Origin of the sequence: Faecalicatena contorta, from assembly GCF_022835095.1 — a bacterium.
GTDB lineage: Bacteria > Bacillota > Clostridia > Lachnospirales > Lachnospiraceae > Faecalicatena > Faecalicatena contorta.
Window position 1 is genome coordinate 239,381 of sequence record NZ_BQNQ01000001.1, and the last position, 24,709, is coordinate 264,089.

At 44.7% G+C, this 24,709-nt stretch carries 22 protein-coding genes and 1 tRNA gene; 20 read left to right on the plus strand and 3 right to left on the minus strand.

Features of this window, described 5'->3' with window-relative positions; translation table 11 throughout:
• The first annotated feature begins 327 nt into the window (after positions 1-327).
• The 6 genes from trmB (at position 328) to MWG26_RS01040 (ending at position 7,750) form a co-directional block, all read left to right on the plus strand.
• Positions 328-978, plus strand: a complete 651-nt coding sequence (trmB, locus tag MWG26_RS01015; protein ID WP_025654118.1) for a tRNA (guanosine(46)-N7)-methyltransferase TrmB — start codon at positions 328-330, stop codon at positions 976-978.
• 293 nt (positions 979-1,271) lie between these two features.
• Entirely contained in the window at positions 1,272-1,583 is a 312-nt protein-coding gene (locus MWG26_RS01020; protein ID WP_025654119.1) for a thioredoxin family protein, read from the plus strand.
• 299 nt (positions 1,584-1,882) lie between these two features.
• A tRNA-Lys gene (locus MWG26_RS01025) sits at positions 1,883-1,955 on the plus strand.
• A 108-nt stretch (positions 1,956-2,063) separates the two neighbouring features.
• Positions 2,064-2,252, plus strand: a complete 189-nt coding sequence (locus MWG26_RS01030; RefSeq protein WP_147324109.1) for a hypothetical protein — start codon at positions 2,064-2,066, stop codon at positions 2,250-2,252.
• Positions 2,253-2,378: 126 nt separating this feature from the next.
• Positions 2,379-3,572: a YibE/F family protein gene (locus tag MWG26_RS01035; RefSeq protein ID WP_025654122.1), complete on the plus strand. Its 1,194-nt coding sequence runs from the start codon at positions 2,379-2,381 to the stop codon at positions 3,570-3,572.
• 146 nt (positions 3,573-3,718) lie between these two features.
• Positions 3,719-7,750, plus strand: a complete 4,032-nt coding sequence (locus MWG26_RS01040; RefSeq protein ID WP_025654123.1) for a LamG-like jellyroll fold domain-containing protein — start codon at positions 3,719-3,721, stop codon at positions 7,748-7,750.
• A gap of 127 nt (positions 7,751-7,877) precedes the next feature.
• Here the strand turns inward: MWG26_RS01040 and MWG26_RS01045 are convergent, their stop codons facing one another.
• The 3 genes from MWG26_RS01045 to MWG26_RS01055 all read right to left on the minus strand — a co-directional run bounded on the left by MWG26_RS01045 (position 7,878) and on the right by MWG26_RS01055 (position 9,826).
• Positions 7,878-8,354, minus strand: coding sequence for an SAM-dependent methyltransferase (locus MWG26_RS01045; RefSeq protein ID WP_025654124.1), 477 nt, complete (start codon positions 8,352-8,354; stop codon positions 7,878-7,880).
• Positions 8,355-8,504: 150 nt separating this feature from the next.
• Entirely contained in the window at positions 8,505-9,335 is an 831-nt protein-coding gene (locus MWG26_RS01050; protein ID WP_025654125.1) for a MerR family transcriptional regulator, read from the minus strand.
• A 188-nt stretch (positions 9,336-9,523) separates the two neighbouring features.
• Positions 9,524-9,826: a helix-turn-helix domain-containing protein gene (locus tag MWG26_RS01055; protein ID WP_025654126.1), complete on the minus strand. Its 303-nt coding sequence runs from the start codon at positions 9,824-9,826 to the stop codon at positions 9,524-9,526.
• Between the two features lie 193 nt (positions 9,827-10,019).
• Between MWG26_RS01055 and MWG26_RS01060 the strand changes: the two genes are divergently transcribed.
• The 14 genes from MWG26_RS01060 (at position 10,020) to MWG26_RS01125 (ending at position 24,686) form a co-directional block, all read left to right on the plus strand.
• Positions 10,020-10,772: a hypothetical protein gene (locus MWG26_RS01060; RefSeq protein ID WP_025654127.1), complete on the plus strand. Its 753-nt coding sequence runs from the start codon at positions 10,020-10,022 to the stop codon at positions 10,770-10,772.
• Between the two features lie 65 nt (positions 10,773-10,837).
• Positions 10,838-12,193: a family 43 glycosylhydrolase gene (locus MWG26_RS01065; protein ID WP_025654128.1), complete on the plus strand. Its 1,356-nt coding sequence runs from the start codon at positions 10,838-10,840 to the stop codon at positions 12,191-12,193.
• Positions 12,194-12,315: 122 nt separating this feature from the next.
• A complete protein-coding gene (locus tag MWG26_RS01070; protein ID WP_117441238.1) occupies positions 12,316-13,224 on the plus strand; it encodes a diguanylate cyclase domain-containing protein in 909 nt (302 codons plus the stop codon).
• A 29-nt stretch (positions 13,225-13,253) separates the two neighbouring features.
• On the plus strand, positions 13,254-13,844 hold the full coding sequence (locus MWG26_RS01075) for a hydrolase (protein ID WP_025654130.1): 591 nt from the start codon (positions 13,254-13,256) through the stop codon (positions 13,842-13,844).
• A gap of 207 nt (positions 13,845-14,051) precedes the next feature.
• Positions 14,052-14,726, plus strand: a complete 675-nt coding sequence (locus MWG26_RS01080) for a response regulator transcription factor (protein ID WP_025654131.1) — start codon at positions 14,052-14,054, stop codon at positions 14,724-14,726.
• Complete coding sequence (locus MWG26_RS01085) at positions 14,723-15,961, plus strand: sensor histidine kinase (protein ID WP_117441237.1); 1,239 nt, start codon at positions 14,723-14,725, stop codon at positions 15,959-15,961. The genes MWG26_RS01080 and MWG26_RS01085 overlap by 4 nt, the downstream gene beginning before the upstream one ends.
• Positions 15,962-16,353: 392 nt before the next feature.
• On the plus strand, positions 16,354-17,148 hold the full coding sequence (locus tag MWG26_RS01090) for an HpcH/HpaI aldolase family protein (protein WP_025654133.1): 795 nt from the start codon (positions 16,354-16,356) through the stop codon (positions 17,146-17,148).
• A 108-nt stretch (positions 17,149-17,256) separates the two neighbouring features.
• Positions 17,257-17,955, plus strand: coding sequence for a hypothetical protein (locus tag MWG26_RS01095; protein ID WP_244062684.1), 699 nt, complete (start codon positions 17,257-17,259; stop codon positions 17,953-17,955).
• A 409-nt stretch (positions 17,956-18,364) separates the two neighbouring features.
• Positions 18,365-19,126, plus strand: coding sequence for an HD domain-containing protein (locus MWG26_RS01100; RefSeq protein WP_025654139.1), 762 nt, complete (start codon positions 18,365-18,367; stop codon positions 19,124-19,126).
• A 36-nt stretch (positions 19,127-19,162) separates the two neighbouring features.
• Complete coding sequence (locus MWG26_RS01105; protein WP_025654140.1) at positions 19,163-20,146, plus strand: ABC transporter permease; 984 nt, start codon at positions 19,163-19,165, stop codon at positions 20,144-20,146.
• Complete coding sequence (locus tag MWG26_RS01110; protein WP_117441236.1) at positions 20,143-21,645, plus strand: sugar ABC transporter ATP-binding protein; 1,503 nt, start codon at positions 20,143-20,145, stop codon at positions 21,643-21,645. The genes MWG26_RS01105 and MWG26_RS01110 overlap by 4 nt, the downstream gene beginning before the upstream one ends.
• Before the next feature lie 16 nt (positions 21,646-21,661).
• Positions 21,662-22,666, plus strand: coding sequence for an ABC transporter permease (locus MWG26_RS01115; protein WP_117441235.1), 1,005 nt, complete (start codon positions 21,662-21,664; stop codon positions 22,664-22,666).
• Positions 22,663-23,706, plus strand: a complete 1,044-nt coding sequence (locus MWG26_RS01120; protein ID WP_117441234.1) for a sugar ABC transporter substrate-binding protein — start codon at positions 22,663-22,665, stop codon at positions 23,704-23,706. The genes MWG26_RS01115 and MWG26_RS01120 overlap by 4 nt, the downstream gene beginning before the upstream one ends.
• Positions 23,707-23,777: 71 nt before the next feature.
• Positions 23,778-24,686: an acetamidase/formamidase family protein gene (locus tag MWG26_RS01125; protein ID WP_025654144.1), complete on the plus strand. Its 909-nt coding sequence runs from the start codon at positions 23,778-23,780 to the stop codon at positions 24,684-24,686.
• Positions 24,687-24,709 lie beyond the last annotated feature (23 nt).

Sequence of the window (24,709 nt, forward strand, 5' to 3'; positions counted from 1 at the left end):
ATTCGTGGTTTGTAGTTGTTATTATAATACACCTTTTTTCAAAAAATGCAAGTTCGGTTAATGTCAAAATTTGTCTAAAAAATGTAATGAAATGTTGACTGTTCGTTACTGTTTACAGGTTTGTCTGTGAACAGTAACAACTGCATAAAACGATGAACGGTTACTTCAAATGTGCTTTGACCTTAACCTGTCAGCGTAATATTATATTTTTTACAAAAAGAGGATTGATTTTTGGCTGTACTGTATTATACTTACCATAAAAGAAAATAAAAAACCTGGTTTGAGAGAAGTAAGGGAAAAAGACGAAATAAAAAGGAGCAATCTATTATGAGGTTAAGGAATGTACCACGTGCCGAGGGAACGATACAGAACCATCCGGCTGTGATTAAACGCCCGGAGGCACAGAAAGGCTGTTGGCGGCAGGTTTTTGGCAATTCAAAACCCATCCATATTGAGATCGGCATGGGGAAAGGACGTTATCTCTTAACGATGGCATCTCTTCATCCGGATGTAAACTTTGTAGGAATTGAAAGATATACAAGCGTTCTGCTTCGGGCCGTAGAAAAGTTTGACACGGAGGAGTTTAAAATGCTGAAAAACATCCGTTTTGTGTGCATGGATGCCCGGGATGTGGCCGAGGTTTTTGCACACGGTGAGGTGGAGAGGATTTATCTGAATTTTTCTGATCCCTGGCCAAAAGCCAGGCATGAAAAACGGCGTCTGACATCCCATGAGTTTCTGGAACGTTATGAACAGATTCTTGTGCCCGGCGGGACGCTGGAGTTCAAGACAGACAATACGGAACTGTTTAACTTTTCCCTGGAACAGGTGAAGAGTTCGTCATGGACTCTGGAACATTATACATACGACCTGCATCATCACGAGATAATGAACGAAGGAAATGTAATGACCGAGTATGAGGAAAAGTTCTCTGCCAGGGGAAATCCCATCAATAAGCTGATTGCGGTAAGAAAATAGAAAAGTAAAACCCGAGAAGGCACAGTTTTTAGAAAAAGCTGTGTCTTCTTTCACATTTCGGCGGATCGTACATATTATAACTGTGAGGAGATGTAAGCCTTACACGGGCAGTCAGGAGTGGATATGCGGGGAAGAGGATGGAAGGATTTTATTTGTCGCAAAATGTATTGCAGACCAGACCTGAACCGTAAGTTAATGTGTCTGAAGCGTTCATTTGACGAAGTATGTGATATTTTGAATAACGGCAGCAAGTGCCGTGGTAAATAAATTGCAAAGGAATGTAGGTGCTGACAATGAAAATCAGAGTGACTGCGAAAAATTACCCACAGGAGGTTCTGAGGTCGGAAACGCCTGTATTAGTCGAGTTTTTTGCTGTTTGGTGTGGGAAATGCGCCATGATGGAGGATGTTGTGGATGAGATCGCCGAATTATACGACGGCAGGGTCAAAGTATGTCAGATCGAGATTGACGAAAGTGAGACCCTGGCGGCGGAATTTGAGGTTGAAATTGTTCCGACATTTGTTGTATTCAAGAACGGAGAGCCGGTATCGGCGGCAAGCGGAGTACTGGCAAAGGAAGTACTGGAAGAGATGATCGGGATGTAGGGGATTGAGGGGGACGCTTAATGACAGGGATGCCGGGAAGGCGCCGGGGCTATGTATACCGCCGGCTCTTTCCGGCATCCCTGTCGTTAAGCTGGTGTATCCGGGCGGAAGGAGAGACTGTGTCTGCTGACGGGGACTCCGGACGAGGACGGCTCATGGACTGGCGGGAAGTGAGAAATTTGCTAAAAAATTTGTTGGAAAAATTGAAAAAATTAAAAAAAGTACTTGCTTTTTTTTATTTGTTCATATATAATACTACTTGCGTCACCTGTTAAAGGTACTGCAAATACAATAGATAAGCGCGATTAGCTCAGTTGGTAGAGCACCTGACTCTTAATCAGGGTGTCCAGGGTTCGAACCCCTGATCGCGCAGTTGGAAATCACTGTTTTTGAGAAGTTGGAGTCTCGGGGACGGTGGTTTTTTTGTATTTTGATTGGGAATATATATGGCGTGGTGGGGTTCGGGAAAAGTATTACATTATGATGGTTTTGGTAGATCTTACAGAAAATGAGATTCGGAAATATACGTCTAAAGCAGCCGATGTCACGTTTGATATGGAAATGGACTACGGGATCCGCTTTTCACCGGTTATTGAAAACGAGGCTCATTTTACCAAATGGGTAGATTCCCTTCCATATTATAAGAATGTGTCAGAGGAGGGGGTATGATTTATAGAGGATAGGCGGCAGATTTACCGCTTATCCCTTTTTTAATCCGCATTTCATATGGCTTTAACGTTTCTCTTCTATTATAGAAGGATAAAATTCTTAGCGGACTGGGAAAGGAACGGGGTTATGGCAAAGCTAAAACGGGAAGCGGACAAAAAGGTATTAAATAAAAGTGAGGGGAGCTGGATAAAACGGCATCGTGCGGAATGTATTACGATCTTGTTTATTTTAGGTTTTATGATATCTGTGCTGATATGGAACAGGGGGATACAGGATAAGTACCAGCATTACAACAATACAAACATAACATATGAAAAAGGAATTGTCACGGAGGTGAAGAATGACGGGCTGACGGTGGATGAGACGGACAGCGGCCGGTATCTGGGCCTGCAGTATGCAAATATCCGGATTCTCAGCGGAAAGTATAAGGGCAGGATTGTGGAGACAGATAATTATCTGACCGCCTCCAACAATATTTATGTGGAGGCGGGGACCCGGGTTATTGTTTCGCAGGATGAACCGGAGGATACGGAACCATATTTTGTAATCTATAATTATTACCGCTCCCCGGCTGTCTATGGGATTCTACTTGTGTTCGCGTTTTTTATGATGCTGATCGGGGGCAGGAAAGGGCTGCGCGCGATCCTGGGGCTGGCGTTTACGCTGTTTGTGATTGTGATGTGGATGATTCCGGTCATTTATCTCGGGTATTCTCCTGTTATGGCTTCGGTTGCAGCTGTGGTTATTACCACGACCGCCGCATTGCTTCTGCTGAACGGGGCCAGCAAGAAGACATTGGCGGCAATCTGCGGGACCGCGCTGGGAGTGGTTTTGGTGGGGGTTATTTTCGCTCTGTTTGCGGCTGTGCTGCACGTGTCTGGATACAATACGGATGAGACAGAATTCATGGTTCTGATATCCCAAAATACGCACCTGCAGATTGCAGAGGTCCTGTTTGCCGGTGTACTTATTGCATCTCTGGGGGCTGTGATGGACGTGGGAATGTCAATTGCTTCGGCAATATTTGAAGTACAGAACGCGAACCCGCAGCTCAGTAGAAGGGAATTGTTCCGGTCCGGTGTTAATATAGGGAAGGACATGATCGGAACTATGAGCAATACGCTGATTCTGGCTTTTACAGGAAGCGGACTCAGCACACTGCTTGTGCTGACTGGGTATGGGATTAAGTACCATCAGCTGGTCAGTTCTGATTTCCTGGCGATTGAACTTGGGCAGGGGCTCTCCGGGACAATCGCGGTGATTTTGACGGTGCCGGTTACTTCAGCGGCTGCATCTGTACTGTATAAAAGGACGAAGTAAATGTTAAATAAATATACAAAAATTTTATTTTATTATTTGAAAGATTAACAAGGGCTTAACTGCATAATGATGCTCCTCTGATATCTACTCTTTATTGTTGATAAGGAGTTCAGACTAAAAACATATCAGAAGGAGAAAACAGAGAAATGAAAGGGAAAATGATGAAGAGGCTGCTGGCTATGGCAATTGCAGCGGCGAGTATCATGTCGGCTCCCGGGCTTCTTACAGCAAATGCTGCGGGGAATACGGCAGGAAATACACTTGCGGATACAGCGGCAGATACGGGGGTGCGGGATCAGGCAGCGGTTCAGCGGTCAACAGTGGAAACAGATACCCAGCCGATGGAAGCGAATGGGTTTCTGTCATCGGAAGGGGATACGGCGGAGGCAGTTGACGGAGCTGCTGATGTCAGCTTTGGAGTAGTTTCCGATACCCATGTGCGGCAGGATAAGGCAACAGAAAAGAGCAGGCTTGCAAAGGCCGCGTCCTTTTTCAGTGATGCAGGACTGGACCGCATGGTAGTGGCGGGAGATCTGACAGATAGTGGTTCTGCCAGCGAATATGACGCGTGGGGAAGCATTATTAATGAGAATCTTTCCATTCCGCTGATCGCAAGTATGGGAAATCACGAAAATAACAGCGCGGATTATTTTACAAAGACGACCGGGAATAAGCCCAATAACCATCAGGTTGTTAACGGATATCATTTTATTACACTCAGTCCGGGAAGCGGCCAGCTGGATCCGGAGACCGGGAAGGGAACGACTCAGGGAGGCGGCAATTATTCCTATGCGGTGGAATGGCTGGAGGAACAGCTTACGGCGGCGGAAGCGGATACACCGGACAAGCCGATATTTGTATTCTTCCATCATCCGATTAAGAACACATTTTATGTGTCTACAGAATGGTACGGAAGCGGGTTGGACGAGGTGTTCAAATCACATCCGCATGCGGTCACATTTTCAGGGCATATACACAGCCCCAACAATATGCCCACCAGTATCTGGCAGGATGGAGGCTATACCGCGGTTAACACGGTTACGCTCTCTTACATGGAAATGGAGACCGGCATGATCTATGGTTCTGTTCCGCCAAATGCAAGCCAGATTGCACAGGGGCTTGTAGTTGAGGCAAGCGGAAGCCGGGTAACCATTAAAAATTATGACTTCCTTGCGGACAAATGGATCCCGCAGACATGGACATTTGATGTAAATGAGACGCTGCCGTATACGAATGAAAGAGCAGAATCTGCAAAGGCGCCGTATTTTGGGGAAGGTGCTGCGCTTACGGTGAGTGAGATTAAGGATAACTCGGCAAAGCTGACATTTGACCAGGCCAAAGTGCCGGAGAATAATGTAGGGGATCTGGTGCATTCCTACAAATATGATTTTATTAATACCGATACACAGGCAGTTGTGAAGACTTTTAAAACATGGTCCAATTACTATCTGCAGCCGATGCCGGAACAGATTACGCAGGTGGCCCCGGATCTGGAGGGTGGAACATCCTACGAGGTGCGTATCTATGCCATTGATGCATACCAGAAAATGAGCGACGACTATTTGACGCAGACGTTTAAGACGACCGGTGAATCTTCATCAGAACCGGGATTTGATGATATGGTAACCGGTGTGCCTAAAGCAGATCTTCTGGATGTAGACTTTTCCGGCGGCTTAATCGAGGATCATTCGGAATCCGGGAACACATTTTACGGCAGCGACGGAAGCAACATCTCCATGGATGAAGGCCTTGGGAAATATGTGGCATCGTTTACCGGCAATACAGAGGAAGCTTTTCTGACAGACTGGTCGGCAGAGCAGTATGACAAAACAAATGATGATTTTACAATCGAATCCACCTTTAAGGTTGACAAATTTTCCGACAGCTATGTGGATTTGTTTGGAAATATGGAATCTGCGGGCATTGGTTTTGAAATTCCGGCTTATGATGAGGAATCCGCAAGTCTGGAGGCATGGGTTCACATCGGCGGTTCCTATAAGCGGCCCATTGCCGCAGGTGCTCTGAAATATGGCGAATGGAATCACGGTGTCATTACTTATGACGGAAGTAAGGTGACACTGTATCTGAACGGACAGAAGATTGCATCCAGGGAAGCTTCGGGCGAAGTGAAGACACCTCCGGCAAGCTCACGGTATTTTGCAATCGGAGGGGACAGCGGTTCAAACGGGAGCGTACAGTCTCCGATGGTTGGGGCAATTTCGACGGCACGGCTGTACAGTAAAGCTCTTACAGCAAAACAGGTGTCTATGCTTGCCAATAGGGAACTGCCGGTGATTGACAAAAGCAAACCAGAGATCCAGCTTGCATCGGCGCCTGCTTCGGAGGGGACACTGAATGTGGACTATACGATTCCCGCGGCCCAGGCGGCAGATAACAGCACAATTGCAGTATTGACAGCGGTTGTGAAAGACCCGGATGGGACTGAGATATTAAAGCTGGGCGGAGATGCCAGCAAGACAGAGGAAACAACGTTTAAACCCGAGAGGGCGGGAACCTATCAGCTGATCTTTACTGCGGACGACCCCGCGGGGAATACGGAGACGAAGAGTTTTTCAATTGAAGTGAAGGCCGGGGACCGCAGTAAACTGGACGCGGCAATCGTCAGGGCAGTATCTATCAGCGATGAAGAGCTTGCAACCTATACGGAGAAGAGTATCGCAAGGATGATGGCAGCGCTTCAAAGAGCAATGGAAATTACAAGTACTTCCGGGCAGGAAGAGATTGATACGGTGACAAAAGAGTTGAATGATGCCATTGACGGCCTGGAGAAAAAACAGGAAACGCCACAGGTGGATAAGACCCAGCTGAATGAACTTTATGAGGCAGTTAAGGGGATGACAGGCGAAGGATATACTGAAGAGAGTTATAAAGCTCTGGATGCCGCCCGCACAAAAGCTCTTGAGATCATAAACAGTACCGCCGCAGATCAGGAAGCAGTGGATGCGTCGTATGCGGAACTGCTGGCTGCAAAAGATGCTCTTATGGCTGCTGAAATACAGAAATATATGGAGCTGGTTCTTCAGGCCGCGGCAGAGGCAGACACCGCGGATGCATCGAAAGAGGCTCTGGAAACATTTCACATGGCAGAAGAGGAATTGAGTGAGTTGCTGGAAGACAGCACTGCCAAAACAAATGTAAAGGCTGCAAAAGCAATCGGCGTTTTGAGAGCCATGGGCGGCCTGAATCCGGATACTGTAAACACGAAAGTGCTTAAGCTGGCCGTACAGGCAGCGGAAGTATTGAATCAGTCTGCATATACAGTAAGTTCATGGTCCTTCTTTGAGACAGCACGCCTGGAAGCGGAAGGGCTGCTGGATGAGATTGAAGCGGCCCAGGCTGAAGCTGTGAATCAGGAAACCGGTGGTCCGGCAGATATCCCGGAAACAGATGGTTTAAATCTAGAGCCAGAGAAAACGTATGTAGAAAAAGTGGATGCAGAAAAAGTAAATGCAGCGATCGAAAAGCTGGAAACTGCTGTTATGGAACTTACTGAAAAGCCGGTTGAATTGCTGGCAAAGTTAAATGCATCCATTGCAAAAGCAGATGTAGTTCTGGCAAATACAGAAAGTTATATACCCGACAGCCTGAAAGGTCTTCAGGAAGCAAGAGATGCAGCAAAAGCGCTGGCAGATGCAGGGGAGGGAGATGAAGAGGAAATGCTTCAGGTTCTGGGCACGCTAGATACTTTATTAGGTCAGGTTAAGAACCGCGCTGATAAGGCAGAATTGGTTATCGCGCTTTCAAAGGCTTCTCTGGTTAAAGAAGCAGAGTATACAAAGGAAAGCCTGGAAGCATTTAAAAAAGCTTTGGAAGAAGCAAAGGCGGTAAATGAGGATTTGAATGTGTCAGATCAGGCGGTTGTGGACCAGGCAGTAAAGACACTGGAAGAATCTATGGAAAAACTGGTTAAAATTGAGGATAACTCCGGAAATAACGGAGGAAATAATGGGAACCAGAACAGCGGGAGCCAGAATAGCGGGAACAGCAGCCAGGGAAGCAGCAATAAACCTGTGCAGCAGGCTTCCGGAACCAATTCTTCTGTAACGAAGGCTGTAAAAACAGGTGACAATTCTTCCTTTCTATTACTGGCGGTTCTGGCAATGGCAGGACTGGCTGGAGCTGCAAGCGCGGTTGTTTTGAGAAGAAAACAGAGATAACGGCAGATTTACAGCTGGTTATATTTATAAGGGCAGATGTAAAGCACCCGGGAAATGATTCCCGGGTGCTTCTTACGGTTCTTATCAATATGGACCGTTCAGACAGTTCTGGGATAGAAAGATGTTATTAAAAATTAAATTCGTTCTCCCATACAAAGTCCGCAGACTCTTCCACGCTCATCGGCCAATGGCTGCACCAGGCCGGAACCCCGGGGGTTTCCACCCTGTCCAGGCTGGGCGTGTAAGGCTTAATGTCCAGAAGGGGTGTGCTGTCATTTGCATCAATATAGGCAATCTGAATGATGCCTTTAAGGTAATCGATCCCGATTATCTCTGCTGTGGATAAGGCAATCGGGTTCGGGCGTACCGGTGATCTTGTGGCAAAGACGCCCATGACCTCCGGTGAATTCTTGTAGGGCTCCTCTGTTTCCAGCTCTGAACGGAATTCTGCTGTGTCAAAATCACTGAACCACCACAAGATATTAATGTGGCTGAATCCGTCCAGTGCCTGCAGTGCAGGAATGAATTCCGGTGTGAGCTGCAGGAAGGTTCCGCTTTCGCCGTTGTAGATGGTTCCAATCGGGTTTAATTCATATGTTTTCATGATGTTTCCTCCATTTATTCTTTTTCCCCGTACGCAATGATCCTGGTGGGCCTGCCTGATGCGGGGAACTGGTTTGTAAGCATAAGGTAACCCCTGACACCGTGTGAGAGTCAAGAAAAAACGTCCTGTAATTTTAACTTACAAGACGTTTCAGGTAATCTTCTTCATAGGTATTTGAATTTCTGTTAAATAGGATTGCGGGCATTCTTCATTCCATGGACCCCGGTGTACGATCTGCCGGTTTGGCCCGGACATTCTGTAATGGCTGTTTTTCTGCAGCCATTGTGCAAAGTTGAGGTAAGCGCCCGCGATATTAGAGAATTTTCCATATACCATGGTGCAGGCCATGGCAGGAACCGGTTCGGTTAGGCGCAATGAGAAGCCGTCCACAGTCTGGCCGGTTAAATCCACAACTTTTTTTAGAACAGCGCATAACTCTACGTCAACATTTTCCTCTTTGTATTCGTTGTCGTGGTATATTGAAAATGTCTCACCGGACAGATAAATCCGGTTCATCACTGCAAAGGCGGATAGTTCTTCCCACAATCCGCCTTCCGCATAATAATCGGGAATCACCCGCCTCAGAGACAGGACGTGGTAAGCTGGAATGGATTTGACAGCTATCTGATAATGCAGTTCATCCTTTCCGAAAAGAAACTGATTCTTTGCAGTCTCAATCCTCTTTAACTGTGCCTGTTCAGCCTCAATATTCCCCATAATTTCCATATATTTACGATCCAGCTGTTCCACTATAGTGTTATCATTCCCACTCTTAAGTATGTCAGCAATCTCCGCAACCTGAAATCCGCTGTCCCGCAGATAAACAATTTTATTCAAAACAGGTATTTGTGCAGCCGAATACATCCGGTACCCCGACCAGGAATCAATCTCTGCGGGGGCTAAAAGCCCCATCTTATCATAATACCGCAGCATTCGGACAGAAACCTGAGTTAACCTTGAAAACTCACCAATACGAAACATACTACCGCTCCAATCACAGTTCCAATCATATTTTTCATTATATGGAATATGTAACGATACTTCAATAACCAATATTCATGGAGCTGCTATATCATATCAGCTTTACTTTGCTTACCTATTGCCGGCCAATTGCACTGTCCTTACCCGCACCCCAATTTGGACAAACGAACCTTCTACCATCCCCCATTCTACTTACCAAAGTCTCCAGATCTACGTTTCATTGCTTTTATTAATTCTGTCAGAGCCTGGACCTCGTCTTCTGTCAAACCAGACAGATCGAGTCCCTGCTTTTTTTCTAGTCCCAGCAGATAATCAGTAGTCACTTTAAAGATTTGTGATATAGAAATCAAGACATCATAGGAAGGCATGCGCAGTCCGGTCTCATAGGCACTAATGACGGATTTAGTTACTCCAAGCCTCTGAGCTAACTGTGCCTGAGTAAAATTATTCTGCAGGCGTAAAGTCTTGAGCGTGTTTCCAAATTCTACCATACCAACACCTCCCATTTGTAGTGTACTATAGTATATGTATTTAATAGGTGGATTAAGTATTGATATAGTTGACAAAGAATGGAAGATTAAGTTATAATTTTATGTTGAAACAGGGAAAGATTCTATATCGGTTTTTTCCGCGGTAAAAAGTAATCTATAAACATATCAAAAGAAGAAAGGCAGAGTAAAAATAATGGTATTCGTGGTAAGTATCTGGCCTGTTTTAGATTCTGAAGAAAAAAGAAGAGAGATTCATAAAATACTGGAAGACGGTGGTACAGTTCGGAAAAAAGTAGAGACCAAATTGACCAGACTCGGCCTGCGAAACTTTATGCTGCAGATTTACGGCGAGCAAAAATGGACAGGAAATCTGAGAAATCGTTTCAAACATCTTGATAAATATTTGAATATAAGATATAAAGAAAACAGCAGTCTTCTTACATATGTTTGTGAATTCGGTTCCCGGGACGATCTTACGGCTGCCGAGGGGCAGATCAGGAGCATCTGTGAATCGGAGGAGGATACTTTCTACGTGTCCGGAGACTCTCAAAAAACAGAGCTGATACTTGAGCTGCTTGAAAATGAACATAATTTCATGTTAATGAATTACTATGAGCCCGATTTATATAGAATGTTTACTAAAAATCTGAGTAAAATGAAAAAGTTTGGCGCGGCCTGCGGCATATCCCCCAGGGATTATCTCATCGTATCCGATGCGGTGCTTGCATTGTTCAACATAGAGCCATTTGCCCAGATAAGCTGGATACCAATTGGGAAAGAGGACGGGAAACTAAATAAGCTGAACAGGAGAGAATACGAAGGTATTCTGGGGGACTGGCAGGAGGAGATTTATAAACCCGAGAACCAGGTAACCTTTCTCGGATTTCGGTTCATCTCCTTAGATATGCTTAGAAAAATGAATATAGAAAAAAAGGGACACTTTTAAGTTTCTATTTTACTTCAAAGGGGTCAGACCCCTTTGAGAAAATCCCTTTAGGAGGAATGCATGTCATGAGAGAGTATAAAAATACCAGAAATCCCATTCTGCCGCCGGATATCCATATTCCGGACGGTGAGGGCCATGTTATGCCGGATGGACGGCTTTATATTTATGGAAGCTATGATGAGATAGAGAATGAATATTGTAGTGACAGGTATTATGTTGTGTCTACTGCAGATATGAAAAAGTGGGTTATTCACGATGAGGCATTTACCGCAGAAGCGGTAACGTGGATTCATGACGGGGATGCCCCTAAATATCCGGGGATTGACCGGGAACATCCGACTCCGTTCATGAAGAAGATTCTGGAGGAAGCTGCGGGTAGTAATGACAGTCAGGAAGAGGGGGATAAGACGGCTGATGAAGAGGCCGTATTTTTATATGCTCCGGACTGCATTTATAAGGATGGAAGGTATTATCTCTATTTTTGTACATCGGATGACAGGGAAGGGGTGGCTGTTTCGGAGTGCCCGCAAGGCCCGTTTACGAATCCTGTGCAGCTGCCTTGCGGAGGGATAGATCCCGCAGTTTTTATAGATGATGACGGGAAGGCCTATTACTATTGGGGACAGTTGTTCTCTCATGGAATCAGGCTCAATGAAGATATGGTTTCTTTTGACCCGGATAATATTGCGGATAATCTTGTGACAGAGGAAAAGCATTTTTTCCATGAAGGGTCTTCTATGCGTAAGATTAATGATACTTATTATTATGTATACGCTGATATGCAGAGAGGGAGGCCGACAGCCCTGGGATATGCCACCGGCAGTTCACCGCTGGGCCCGTTTGAATATCGGGGAATTATCATTGATAATGATGGCTGCGATCCGGAAAGCTGGAATAACCATGGTTCGATAGAATGCGTAAATGGACAGTGGTACGTGTTTTACCATCGCAACAGCAGGGGATGCCGTCAGTACAGGCGGTTATGTATTGAGCCGATTACCATCAATCCGGACGGGACAATCGATGAGGTGAAGATGACCTCTCAGGGGCCCGGAAAACCTTTTGGCCCGGGAGAGAAAATAATGGGGTATCAGGCCTGCGGGCTTAAAGGGAGCGTATATATCGGTGCGGAAGAAAACCGGGGGGCAGAATATGAAGAAAAACTGACACATATATGCCACGGAGATGAAGCCATATTCCGTTATGTACAGAGCGAGGATGAATTTTGCAGTATCCGTATACTGGCGTCGGGAAGCGGACAGATAGAAATACTGATGGATGGGCATACTGCCGGAATTGTAAAAATAACGGATGGGGTACAGCTAAACAGGGATATCAATATGGCTGCCGGAGAATATGAGCTGGTACTTCGTTTCCAGGAAACAGAAGAATTGGAAATAAGAGAGATTGTTATAAATTAGACAAACAGGGGCAAAGGGGTCAGACCCCCCTGCATAGGGGTCTGACCCCTTTGCGTTAAAACTATCGACAATGGTAATATCTATGTGCTATGATTGTCATAAGAATTATAGGAGGAAAGAATATGAGTGATACATTATGCAGAGAAGCCTGCGTCCTGATACAGGAACTGATGGAATGTTATGTGTCCAGGGGAGCAGCTGAAATTGAAGAGATGTACCAGTATCTTTCCCCGGATATCTTGGTAATTGGCACCGGCAGGCATGAATTTTATACCAATTTGGAATCGCTTAAGGCTGGCCTGGAGAAGGATCAGGAAGAGGCAAAAGATATTGAATTTATTATTAAAAACGAGTGGTTTAAGGCAAAACAGATTACGGAAGACTGCTGCGTTGTTTATGGAGAGTTCGAAGCGTGTGAGAATAATATAGAGGGCAAAAAGGTTATCATCAATATGGACACAAGAATTACGGCGGAGGTACATAGGCGGCCGGACGGAAGCCTGGTCGTCGGAAGTCTGCATCATTCGATTCCATATGTATACCAGAATGAGGGAGAATATTATCCGAAAACGTTTGCCGACATAGCAGAGGAAGCGCTGCGGCGTAGTGAGATTCTGGAGAAGAGTATTCAGCTGGATTCTCTAACAGGGCTTTATAACCGTAAATATACGGAAAAACATATTAACAGAATGCTGACAGATGATAAGATGGGAGGGCTCATGCTTATGATTGACTTAGATGAATTCAAGCGGGTGAATGATGAGAAAGGCCATCTTGTAGGGGACGAGTTCATGGTCTTTCTGCCCGGAGACAGAAGCATCGAGGAGGGAGACCGCCTGGCGGATTATCTTATAGAATCGATAGGAAATGTCTTTTCAGGTATAGGATTAGATCAGAGCTGTTCTATAGGAATTGCCAGAGCAGAGATAGAGGGGGAAGATTTTGAAAGCCTTTACCATAAAGCGGATGCTGCGCTGTATGAATCAAAGGCCTTAGGAAAAAGAACTTTTCAGTGGAATTCGAAAAAATAAAAATTAACATGAGGAAAGGTGGTAAAATTATGGTAAGTAATATCAGCAGGGAAGAGGCATTCGAGCTGCTAAAACAATATAATAAGGAACCATTTCATATTCAGCACGCGCTGACCGTGGAAGGCGTTATGCGATGGTATGCCGGGGAGCTTGGCTATGGAGAGGAGGCAGATTATTGGGCAATAACCGGCCTGCTTCACGACATCGATTTTGAACGTTATCCGGAAGAACACTGCCAGAAAGCGCCGGAGCTTCTGAAAGAGGGCGGCGTGGGCGAAGATATGATTCACTCGATCTGTTCACACGGATATGGAATCTGCAGCGATATAGAGCCCGAGCATGAGATGGAAAAGGTCATGTTTGCGGCGGATGAACTAACAGGCCTGATCGGGGCCGCAGCGCTGATGCGTCCATCTAAGAGTGTAATGGACATGGAAGTATCCAGCATAAAAAAGAAATTTAAAGACAAAAGATTTGCAGCAGGATGTTCGAGAGATGTGATACGGCAGGGGGCAGAGCGGCTTGGATGGGAATTGAACGACCTCTTTGAAAAGACAATTCTTGCCATGCGTTCCTGCGAGGAAAGCATCAACAAAGAGATGGAGAATTACTGTGCATAAACAGCGTATTCTGGGCATTGGAACCGGAATCTATGGCGTAGGCCCTGCAGTTATGGCGGTGAGACTGCCGAGGGTGCGGGGCGCTCAGCCCAAATAAATGCGGAACGGATCAGGGAGACTTGATTCGTTCCGCATTATATTTGGCTGAGCTAAATTTCTAAGCCTTTATTAAGGTAGCTATGGTAAACTGTTACTGAGGTGATGATGATGAAATTATTATTTGCTGAGGATGAGGTAAGTATGTCGGAGGCGGTTGTGGATATTTTGACATATCATAAATATATTGTGGACGCAGTGTATGACGGGGACGCGGCCCTTGATTATGCCCGTGCAACGCAGTATGACGGGATTATTCTGGATATTATGATGCCGAAAATGAGCGGGCTCGAGGTTCTGAGCCTTTTGCGCAGGGAGGGGTGCCGCACGCCGATTCTGCTGTTGACCGCGAAGGCAGAGGTGGAGGACCGCATACAGGGTCTGGATATGGGGGCGGATGATTATCTCCCCAAGCCTTTTGCTATGGGGGAACTTCTGGCCCGGATCCGTGCTATGCTGCGGCGGAGGGAGGAATTTACCCCGGATATCATGCAATGCGGAAATATCGAACTGAACCAGCAGAGCTATAAGCTGAGCGGGAACGGGCAGACATTTGTGCTGACAAAATTGGAATACCGGCTGATGGAAACGCTTATGCGGAACCAGGGAATTTACCTCTCTACGGAAGAACTGCTTGTGAAAGTGTGGGGATATGAAACAGAAGCCGAACTGGGGACGGTATGGGTATATATATCATATCTGAGGAAAAGGCTGGCGTCCCTGAATGCTAACGTGGAAATAAAAGCAAAACGAAACATCGGATATACTCTGGAGGTTAAGAGATGACGAAAACACTTCAGAAAAAATTTATAACCACTGCTATGCTGGCAATTACTGTGTTGATTTTGGTTCTGCTTGGAGCGATCAATGGAATATACGGGCTGATTTCCGGCCGGCAGATGGAACGGATGCTGGGGATGCTGGCTGACAATGGGGGGGCTCCCTCGAGGCAGCCAGAATTACCAGACAGAGGCAGGCCGGGCTTTTTGGAACTGCCGATCGATGAGGATACAGCCATGTCGGCCCGGTATTTTCTGATCCGCTATAATTCGGACGGTGAGGCCGTGCAGACCGATGTCAGTAAAATCGCTTCCGTGACAGAAGCAGAGGCTGAAAAAATGGCAGAGAAGGTAAGAGAAAGCGGGAGTTCAGAGGGAAGAGCGGAACAATTTCGTTATAAGATAGTGCAAACCCGTGAAGGAAAAGGCAGTATCATCATTTTTCTGGATACATCTTCACAGACCCGAACCATTCTCATGGTCTTAGGGATTTCAATATTTATCGGCATCCTGTGCTGGAGCCTTATGCTGCTCTTCGTCATTCTGCTCTCAAAAAGAGCAATTCTGCCCATCGCAGAAAATATAGAAAAACAAAAACAGTTTGTAACAGATGCAGGTCATGAAATCAAGACCCCCTTGGCTATAATCATGGCAAATACAGATGCCATGGAGCTGCACAATGGAGAGAATAAATGGAGCCGAAATATCCGGGAACAGACGATACGTCTCAACGGGCTTATGCAGAATTTGCTGGCCCTTGCAAAAATGGATGAAAATGGAGCGAAGCTTCCGTGCGCCGACATTTCACTGAGCAGCCTGCTGGAAGAGATCCTGCCGTCTTTCTACGAGCCGGCGGCCCTGAAAGAAGTTATAATAGAAGAAAATATCCAGTCCAATATCATCATGCACGGGAATAGAGATAGTATGGCAAGGCTCATTGCAATACTGTTGGACAATGCGGTAAAATACACGTCGAACCAGGGAAGTATTATAATTTACTTAGAAAGAAAAGAAGATGTTATTATATTAAAAATAAAAAATACATGTGATACGCTCCCGGAAGTTGCCCCAGAAAAACTCTTTGACCGCTTTTACCGGGGCGACAGCGCCAGGACACAAAAGAGCGGGGGTTACGGCATTGGCCTGTCCGCAGCCCGTGCTATAGCAGAATCACAAAAAGGAAGCATTAAGGCATCCTATGAAGAAAACCAGATTATATTCACGGTAGAACTGAATGTGTAGAATTCAGAGGCATGGAGCATATACTAGGGACATTTATACTTTTCGGAAATACAGGGCATGGATATACTTTCGTCTGTCTTTTTTATCTTATGAAATCCGGGTGCCAAAAGGTTTTTAACCAAACCTTTTGGCACCCGGATTTTTATTGCAATACTCATTTATATGTTAATAGCCCACCGGAGGAATGTGTACTGCGGCGTAAGAAGCAGATACCGCAGTGCGGCTGCCACAGGTGCGAGTTTCGCAAACAGAACTCTATCTATATACTGCCTTAACCGGAAGCGCAAGATAGGAAATGGTAAGCGCAAGATTGATAATCGACTGAAACGTGAAATTTGAATAAGATGTAGTCAAGAAATATTTCTGAAATAAAATGTTAAGGAGACAGGTATATGAGACTAAACAAAATGAGAGAAATTTTAGACAATAACGGCACCACAGTTACTACCAGAATATGGAGTTCATGGCCGACCATTGTTGAGGCAGCTGCATCTACAGGCAGCTTTGATTATTTTGAATTTCTTGCTGAGTATGCACCGTTTTCTTTCAGTGACCTTGAGAATTTTGTCAGGGCATGTGAGCTGTATGACACAGGCTCCATGATTAAGGTAGATTTTCAGAACAGGGCTTATGTGGCACAGAAAGCGGCAGCAGTAGGATTTCAGGCAGTTCTGTTTACAGATCACGAAACACCGGAACAGATTCGTGAAACGATCAAGTTAGTATTACCGAAAACGCCGGAAGATGAAGGAAAATTTGGCTATCCGAATGCAAGATGGATTAAATACCATCCGGAGCTAAAACAGATGGATTATGCAGCAATGAACAGGAGCCTTGTAAAAGCATTTATGATTGAGAAAAAGGAAGCGATGGATCACATTGAGGAAATCTGCTCTATTCCAGGTGTTGACATGGTACAGTTTGGTCCGTCTGACTACTGCATGAGCCGGGGATGGAACTGTGCTGACCATAAGGAGGATATTAGAGAGGCTCACGAGAAAATGATTACAACAGCCTTGAAACATGGTGTACAGCCGAGAGTTGAGATTGCAACTCTGGAAGACGCAGAATACTACAGGGCACTTGGTGTAAAACATTTCTGTATTCTGGATCAGATGGATATACTAATGGCCGCATGGACAGGCACCTGTGCAGAGGTAAAAAAGATGGCTGAGGCAATGAAATAATACCTGAAGGGCATCCCGTAATGCATGCCCCTGCGGGGCCGGTTTTTCAGCAAAGCTGAAAATCAAGGTATATATGTATTGCAGACAGATTAGCTGTAATTACTACGAATGAAAGGAAAGATAGATATGAGCATGTTAGATAAAATTATCATTATGTTAACACATAACGATAAAACGGTTCCAAATGCAATCGAGCTGTTTGAGGAAAATAGTGATCTGCCGATTCAGTATTGGGGATTTAAAGATGTTGGTATGGAGCGGGATAAAATGAAGCTTCTCTGCACTAAAATGAGGGATGCTGGTAAAACCTCTTTTTTGGAAGTTGTGTCTTATACTGAAGAAGAGTGTATGAGGGGGGCCGAGATTGCAGTGGATTGTGGCTTTGATTATCTGCTCGGAACTCTGTACTATGACAGTGTTGCCCATTATATTAAAGAACATAACCTGAAATACTGCCCATTTGCGGGAAAAGTATCTGGAAGTCCGAGTATCTTGGAAGGAACATTGGAAGAAATGCTAGCGCAGGAAGCAGATTTTGCTGATAAAGGAGTTTTTGGTACAGACATTCTTGGATACCGCTATATAGATGGTGATCCGAATGTGCTCTCTGCAGAGTACATAAAATATGCTAAGCGCCCTGTTGTGCTGGCAGGAAGTATTGGGTCTGTGGAGCGTATTATGTTAGTGAAGGAAATGAATCCATGGACATTTACCATGGGCAGTGCACTTTTTACTGAAAATTTTGTAAACGGCGGGTCTTTCAGAGAGAATCTGATGTTCATTGTTGACTTACTTAAGACACTATAATGTGCCAGCAGAATATCATTGAATAAAGAAAATTATCTGGAATTTATTATATTTATCGATTAACAAACATGCAGGGATAAGGTTAAAAGCTGTCTGAGAATACTCTTTTACAAAATCTGGGATTACACTGGTTTTGTGAGAGATGTTCTCAGACAGTTTTTTGTTGATATAAAAGCGAAAGCTAAAAAGGAATAACTTACCATAATTTTACTTAAAATTCTTATTTAATTATAAGAAAAAGTAAGTAATAATTTAAAAGGAGGTGATTTGTATGTCTAAAATCCATATAAACACATAGCAAAATAGGAAATGTGCTGTGCAAGATACATAATCGTGATGCGCCGGAAGTTGATATATAATTAAATTACAAAATTATTCCGGATAATGAAACAAAAAGGAGGAAAAGTAAATGTCAAGATACGTAATACAGCCCTACACAGAACCAAGCTACGATTTAAGATTCTTTAAAAAGTTTTCCCCGGAAAGAATGAAAGCAGTTGCCCTTATGGCTGAAGTTGGGCTGCCGCTGTATAAAATCCACCATTCGATTGTTATCGGTGATGTAGCGCTTCTCATAGCTGATGGCGTTGAAAAAGAATTAGGAATTAAAGTAAACCGCTATGTATGTGAAATAGGAGCATTGCTCCATGACGTTGGCATTAGCCAGATCCAGAAAGACGATATGCCGGAGCATGCTTTCATTGGAGCGCAGATTGCAAGGGACGCCGGATATAGTGAAGAAATCGCGAGATGTATTGAGCTGCATGACTTTGCCGGTCTTACAAAGGAATACGTGCAGGGAGCAAATCTTCCGTGCATGATTCAGAAAGAGGATAAGCTTCCCGAGTCCTGGGAAGAAAAAATTGTTGCTTATGCGGATATGATTGTTTCTCTGGAGGGCGAATGGTTCATGGATGTTTGGAATGATGATACATGCCCATGCAGAGCTTATTATGATCTGCTTTCGATTGTATTTAAGACCAGGACAGGCAGAGTGCTAAGCAAGGATCATCCGCAGTTTCAGTATGAAATTGATTTTAACAGGGAGATGAGGCGCTTTATTCCACGGGAAGTTTATGAGACAATCCGGCCCCGGATAAACCGGATGAGGGAGACGATCATAATGAGTGGGGAGAACTTACCGTTTCCATCTCTGGATACCTGGCAATAGCCGTTTGAAGCAGACCGGATAGGAGGCAGATTAAAAATGAGTCTAAAGGATGTGGTTCAGAAAAAGGGATACAGGCAGGATAAAATATCCCTGGCAATTACCATGCTGCCATTTGTAATTTTGGTATTGAGCATGATATATATTTCATCGCAGAACCCCTATTTTTTTACAGTAAGAAATATATCGAGTATCTTGCTCCAGACCTCATCGCTGGCAGTGATGTCGATTGGGATGACATTTGTCCTGATCGGCGGAGGCATTGATTTGTCGATTCCCCCTGTCATGGCAATGTCCGCCATACTTGGGGTAATGTACATGAGTAAGGGCGGTAATTCCATCACTGCTTTCTTCATTATGATTGGAGCCGGAATTCTTTGCGGAATAGTCAATGGTTTTGCGATTGCATATCTGAATATGATTCCATTTGTTGTAACACTTTCCATGCAGATGATTACATACGGATTCTGCATGTGGATCACAAATGCAGTCGGTGTAACAGGAATGAAAGAATCATTTAAAAATACGGTGCTATTTAATATACAGGGATTTGCACTTCCCATTTTTCTAATGATACTGCTGATGATTATTGCACAGGTGGTTTTGAAAAAATCCTACCTTGGGCGGTGGTTATACTTATCAGGTACGAATGTAAAAATGGCGGAAGTTTCAGGCATCCCTGCCAAAAAAGTAGTATTTGGAACGTATTTAATCTCAGGTTTTATGGCAGGGCTGGCTGGCATGATATTAAGTGCAAGAATGAATTCTGCTTCCGCGACTTTTGGCGAGGATGTAATTGTAATGGATATTGTGGGTGCTGCGGTCGTAGGAGGGGCCAGTACGAATGGCGGGATGGGTACGGCATTTGGCGCTGTATTTGGTGCAGTTTTCATTACCATAATCAGTAACTTTACGAATATGTTACATATTCAATACAACATGATTCTGGTTATCAAAGGAATCCTGATTATCGTATTTGTAGCACTTGATATGGTAAAACAAGGCAGGAGGGAAACAAAATGAGTGAAGCCATTTTACAAATGCGCCAGATTACAAAAAGTTTCTCTGCAAATAAAGTGCTTAGGGGAATTGACCTGGAAGCATACAAAGGAGAAGTGCTGGCCCTAATTGGGGCCAATGGAGCAGGAAAGAGCACAATGATGAATATACTGTGCGGAATCTATCAGGAAGACAGCGGAGAAATTTTGATTGATGGAAAAACGGTTAAGTTTAAAAATCCTACCGAGGCAATAGAGCATGGAATCGCTTTTGTGCAGCAGGAAATGGCATTGATGCCGACGATGTCTATTGTGGACAACCTGTTCCTGAATAACTTTCAGGTCAAAAGAGGCCTGATTGATTATAAGAACAGTAAGAAAAAATGTGTGGAAGTCCTGAAAAAGCTGGGATGCCATTATTCACCGGATACTTTAGTGGGAAGCCTGGGGGCAGGGGACCGTCAGCTTGTACAGATATCAAGGGCTTTATTGAGCGATCCGCAGATCATTATTTTTGACGAAGCCACGTCATCGCTGACTTTACCGGAAAAAGAAAGGCTTTTTAAGGTGATTAAACAACTCCGTGAGGAGAATGTTGCCATTATATATATCACACATATGATGGACGAGATATTTTCTATCTGTCAGCGTGTAATGGTGCTGCGGGGCGGAATTACTGCCGGCAAAGAACTGGTATCAAAAGTGTCTCATGCAGACCTGGTTAAAATGATGATCGGTGATAAAGTAGAAGAGCTTACAGGCCACAGCCATACGGTTGGTAAGGCGTCAGAAGATGCTCCGGTTGCTATGCAAGTGGAGAACGTGACTCGGAAAGGTGTTGTTGAGGGCATTAATTTTAGTATTAGGGAGGGGGAGGTTGTAGGCCTGTGGGGACTGATGGGTGCCGGCAGGACAGAAGTTGTCAGATGTATCACCGGACTTGATCCCATAGATGAGGGCACAATCTCAATTGCAGACAAAAATGGGAAACTTAAAAAGCTCCCTCCGAAAAAGATGATCGGTAATGTGGCTATCATTACAGAAGACAGGCGTGTAGATGGTCTGGCTTTGGAAATGTCTGTAAAGGACAATATGACCTCTGCGAACTTAAAAAATCTTACGGGAAAAGTGCCGGGGCTCTTAGATAAAAAAAAGGAACTGGAAGTATGTGAGAGATATGTAAAAGAACTGGAAACAAAGGTAGCAAGCCTGAACCAGCCCATCAGTACTTTGAGCGGCGGGAACCAGCAGAAGGTTATTCTTGGGCGCTGGCTGCAGAAGGATCTTAAGGTGTTCATACTAGATGAGCCAACCAGAGGGCTGGATATAGGAGCTAAGGCGGATGTCATGAAAGTAATCCACCAGCTTTCAGAAAAGGGTGCAGCTGTACTCGTTATTATGTCGGATATTGATGAGCTTATGAGCGTAAGCCAAAGGTATCTGGTTATGCATAATGGAAAGATTGTAAAAGAACTCGGGGGAGAATCTACACAGACGGACCTGATGGCGGCGGCATTGCAGTGAAAGGAGGGAAAATAGCATGCAAAAAGTAAAAGGCGGGTTCGATCTTAAGGAATTTTTGATGAAGTACAGTTTCGTAATCATTATTATATTTGTATTTATCTACTTTTCACTGGCAACAGACAATTTCTGTACAGCCGGAAATATCATTTCGATGCTCCATACTGCTGCACCTAATTTTATATTTGCCGCGGGGGCAGCGATGATTATCCTTACCGGAAAAGTTGATTTATCAATCGGTTCTGTAATGTATCTGGCGACAGCAGTTTTTACAGTGCTGATAGGCTATACGAAAGGAAATGTCCTGATATCATTGCTGGCAGCTATTGCAGCAGGGCTTTTGGTGGGGTTACTGAATGGTTTTCTGATTGTTGTGCTGAAAGTAACACCTATGATTGCAACGATGGGTTCCATGATAGCTATACGCGGAGTATCGCGTTCAATCTGCGGCGGAATGCCTTTATCACTGCCGGAGAATATTAGAAGCATTGGGGCAGTTAAGGCAGGTCCTGTATTTTTAGATGTCATTATTGCGCTGGTCATACTGATTCTGATTTATGTGGTGCATAACAGAACCAGGTTTGGCAGATTAATCACTGCCATCGGTAATGATGAAAAAATAGCTGTGAAACTAGGAATCAATGTTTCAAAGATCATCATCACCGATTATCTGTTATCCGCCCTGCTGGCATCCATAAGCGGTCTGATGCTGGCACTGCAGGTTGGAGGAGTAACACTGGCATTTGGCGAGGGAAAAGAATTTACAGCAATTGCAATCTGTGTAATTGGCGGGTTTAGCATGTTTGGTGGAACGGGGCATGTTTTAAAGGGGCTTCCGATTGGTGTAATGACTCTGACTGTGATTGAGGCAGGGCTGAATTTTATGGGAGTATCTCCATATGCGTACAGGTTCGTACAGGGCGGAATCATTTTTATAGCAATGTACGCACAATCCTATCAGTCTATGGTGCAGGTTCGTAAGGAAAAGAATGAAACAAATGATGAGAGGAGATTAAAGGTATGAAAAAGAAAATGAGAAGTGTTATCTGTGTAATTTTAAGTCTTATGTTACTGTTGACTGCATGCGGAGGAAGTAAGAGTGAGGAAAAGAGCAAGAAAGATGCGTCAAAGGGTGACACCCCGACCATCAGAGTTGGAGTTTCTTGGCATGAGATGCAGAGCGTAAATGTGACGGTATGGGGCGAATATATGAAAAAGTTCGGTGAGGAGAAGGGACCGGAATATGGAGTTAATTTTGAGTGGATCGAGGTAGTTGGTGATGCAACACCAGTGCAGGAAGCATCCAACATCCAGGATCTGATTAATCAGCAGGTCGATATCATGGTTGTCTGGTGCAACAATGCGGAGACCATTGGTGAGTCTATCCAAAAGGCACAGGATGCAGGGAGCAAAGTTGTGACACTGGATCATCAGGACGCCGGTAAGATTGCGGATGCCCATGTAGGACAGGATACATTAGACCAATCTATCGTTGCAAGCGAGGCTTTGGCAGATATTCTTGAGAAAGATGGCGTAAAGGATGCCAAAGCAATCGAACTTTTCGGAAGCCTCGGTGACCCGAATTCTGTAAACCGTTCTGAGGGCTGGAAACAGGTGGAAGAAGAACGGAAATTGTGGACAACAGTAACAACAGTGCCTACGGAGTGGAAAACAGAAAACTTTAAGAGCGGGTTAAGTAACGCATTGGCGGCAAATCCAGATGCAGAAGTACTTTATATAGCAAGTGATTTTGCATTTTCGGCAGTGCAATCAGCATTAGAGGAAGCCGGGCGGTGGAAAAAACGCGGTGAAGAAGGTCATATGTATATCTGTACCCAGGACGTACTTCCACAGGCATACGAAGCTTTTGTAGCCGGATATATCGACAGCGGTGTCCCGTTTGATAACATTGCACATGCAGAAAAGGTAGTAGAAGTAGTGGCAGATCTTTATCTAGGAAATCCGGTAGAAAAAGAAAACTGGGTTAAGAGCCCCGCTGTTACTGCGGACAACATTGAAACAGAGGCTTCTGTTTGGGCAAGAGATTACCTGGACTATGAATAACAGGCAGCAGGTCGTGAATGCGCTGACTTCTATGTGAAGTCTGATGCAATAATAAAACGGAGGTATTTATCATGATTAGAGAAGTGGGCATAAACAACAGGATTTATGATTATGATGAGAGCAGAATGCCGGCAATGTATGCAGACTCAGGCGATACCATTATTTTTAATGCGGAAGATTTTGTAGGAAATTTACTTACAAATGAGAAAGTCCTGAAAAGCCATATCATAGCGGAGGGGTTTGTCTGCCAGCCATGCAATGGGGATGTGTACATTAATGGTGCAGAACCAGGTGATACATTGAAAATAACTATTGATAAAGTAGAAATCACTGCTGACCAGGGGACAATTGCCCTTTTTCCGCCAGATTTTGAGATATATGGTAAATACCTCGATAAAGAAGAAACAATGAAGGTTCCGCTCGTGGACGGCAAAGCGATCTTGTTTGGCGGAAAATTAGAGCTTCCGGTAAAGCCTATGGTAGGCGCTATTGCGGTATGCCCGCATGGGGTGGCTGAAGACACCGTCACACCTGGCAGTTATGGCGGAAATATGGACTGCAAACTAATTACAGAGGGGACATCACTTTACCTTCCTGTTTTTGTTCCGGGCGCTTTGTTGAATATGGGGGATGTCCATGCCATACAGGGAGACGGGGAAACCTTTTCCGCCCTGGAAGTACCGTCCCGTGTCACGGTTACCGTTGAACTGATAAAAGCGAGACAGGAAAAATGGCCTGTGCTTGAGACCAAGGATAAGTGGTATATAATCGCTTCAGCGGATGGATTGGATACCGCAACGGCAGAAGCCATGGAAGCCGCCTATCATTTTCTGGTAAGCCGTGGCGGAGGATATGATAAAAAAGAGTGGATTGTACTGTTGGGCCTGATTGGTGATGTGGAAGTCTGCAATGTGGTTGATCCAAGGGTAGCCGTAAGGCTGGGCATTCCTAAAAGTGCAGCAGATAAAATTCATTTCTAAATAGGAGTATGCTTTGTTTAAAA

What these genes read in the sequence shown, in the direction of transcription:
- trmB (WP_025654118.1), top strand. Translation starts at nt 328, where the DNA reads ATGAGGTTAAGGAATGTACCACGTGCCGAGGGAACGATACAGAACCAT.
- MWG26_RS01020 (WP_025654119.1), top strand. Translation starts at nt 1,272, where the DNA reads ATGAAAATCAGAGTGACTGCGAAAAATTACCCACAGGAGGTTCTGAGG.
- MWG26_RS01030 (WP_147324109.1), top strand. Translation starts at nt 2,064, where the DNA reads ATGATGGTTTTGGTAGATCTTACAGAAAATGAGATTCGGAAATATACG.
- MWG26_RS01035 (WP_025654122.1), top strand. Translation starts at nt 2,379, where the DNA reads ATGGCAAAGCTAAAACGGGAAGCGGACAAAAAGGTATTAAATAAAAGT.
- MWG26_RS01040 (WP_025654123.1), top strand. Translation starts at nt 3,719, where the DNA reads ATGAAAGGGAAAATGATGAAGAGGCTGCTGGCTATGGCAATTGCAGCG.
- MWG26_RS01045 (WP_025654124.1), bottom strand. Translation starts at nt 8,354, where the DNA reads ATGAAAACATATGAATTAAACCCGATTGGAACCATCTACAACGGCGAA.
- MWG26_RS01050 (WP_025654125.1), bottom strand. Translation starts at nt 9,335, where the DNA reads ATGTTTCGTATTGGTGAGTTTTCAAGGTTAACTCAGGTTTCTGTCCGA.
- MWG26_RS01055 (WP_025654126.1), bottom strand. Translation starts at nt 9,826, where the DNA reads ATGGTAGAATTTGGAAACACGCTCAAGACTTTACGCCTGCAGAATAAT.
- MWG26_RS01060 (WP_025654127.1), top strand. Translation starts at nt 10,020, where the DNA reads ATGGTATTCGTGGTAAGTATCTGGCCTGTTTTAGATTCTGAAGAAAAA.
- MWG26_RS01065 (WP_025654128.1), top strand. Translation starts at nt 10,838, where the DNA reads ATGAGAGAGTATAAAAATACCAGAAATCCCATTCTGCCGCCGGATATC.
- MWG26_RS01070 (WP_117441238.1), top strand. Translation starts at nt 12,316, where the DNA reads ATGAGTGATACATTATGCAGAGAAGCCTGCGTCCTGATACAGGAACTG.
- MWG26_RS01075 (WP_025654130.1), top strand. Translation starts at nt 13,254, where the DNA reads ATGGTAAGTAATATCAGCAGGGAAGAGGCATTCGAGCTGCTAAAACAA.
- MWG26_RS01080 (WP_025654131.1), top strand. Translation starts at nt 14,052, where the DNA reads ATGAAATTATTATTTGCTGAGGATGAGGTAAGTATGTCGGAGGCGGTT.
- MWG26_RS01085 (WP_117441237.1), top strand. Translation starts at nt 14,723, where the DNA reads ATGACGAAAACACTTCAGAAAAAATTTATAACCACTGCTATGCTGGCA.
- MWG26_RS01090 (WP_025654133.1), top strand. Translation starts at nt 16,354, where the DNA reads ATGAGACTAAACAAAATGAGAGAAATTTTAGACAATAACGGCACCACA.
- MWG26_RS01095 (WP_244062684.1), top strand. Translation starts at nt 17,257, where the DNA reads ATGAAAGGAAAGATAGATATGAGCATGTTAGATAAAATTATCATTATG.
- MWG26_RS01100 (WP_025654139.1), top strand. Translation starts at nt 18,365, where the DNA reads ATGTCAAGATACGTAATACAGCCCTACACAGAACCAAGCTACGATTTA.
- MWG26_RS01105 (WP_025654140.1), top strand. Translation starts at nt 19,163, where the DNA reads ATGAGTCTAAAGGATGTGGTTCAGAAAAAGGGATACAGGCAGGATAAA.
- MWG26_RS01110 (WP_117441236.1), top strand. Translation starts at nt 20,143, where the DNA reads ATGAGTGAAGCCATTTTACAAATGCGCCAGATTACAAAAAGTTTCTCT.
- MWG26_RS01115 (WP_117441235.1), top strand. Translation starts at nt 21,662, where the DNA reads ATGCAAAAAGTAAAAGGCGGGTTCGATCTTAAGGAATTTTTGATGAAG.
- MWG26_RS01120 (WP_117441234.1), top strand. Translation starts at nt 22,663, where the DNA reads ATGAAAAAGAAAATGAGAAGTGTTATCTGTGTAATTTTAAGTCTTATG.
- MWG26_RS01125 (WP_025654144.1), top strand. Translation starts at nt 23,778, where the DNA reads ATGATTAGAGAAGTGGGCATAAACAACAGGATTTATGATTATGATGAG.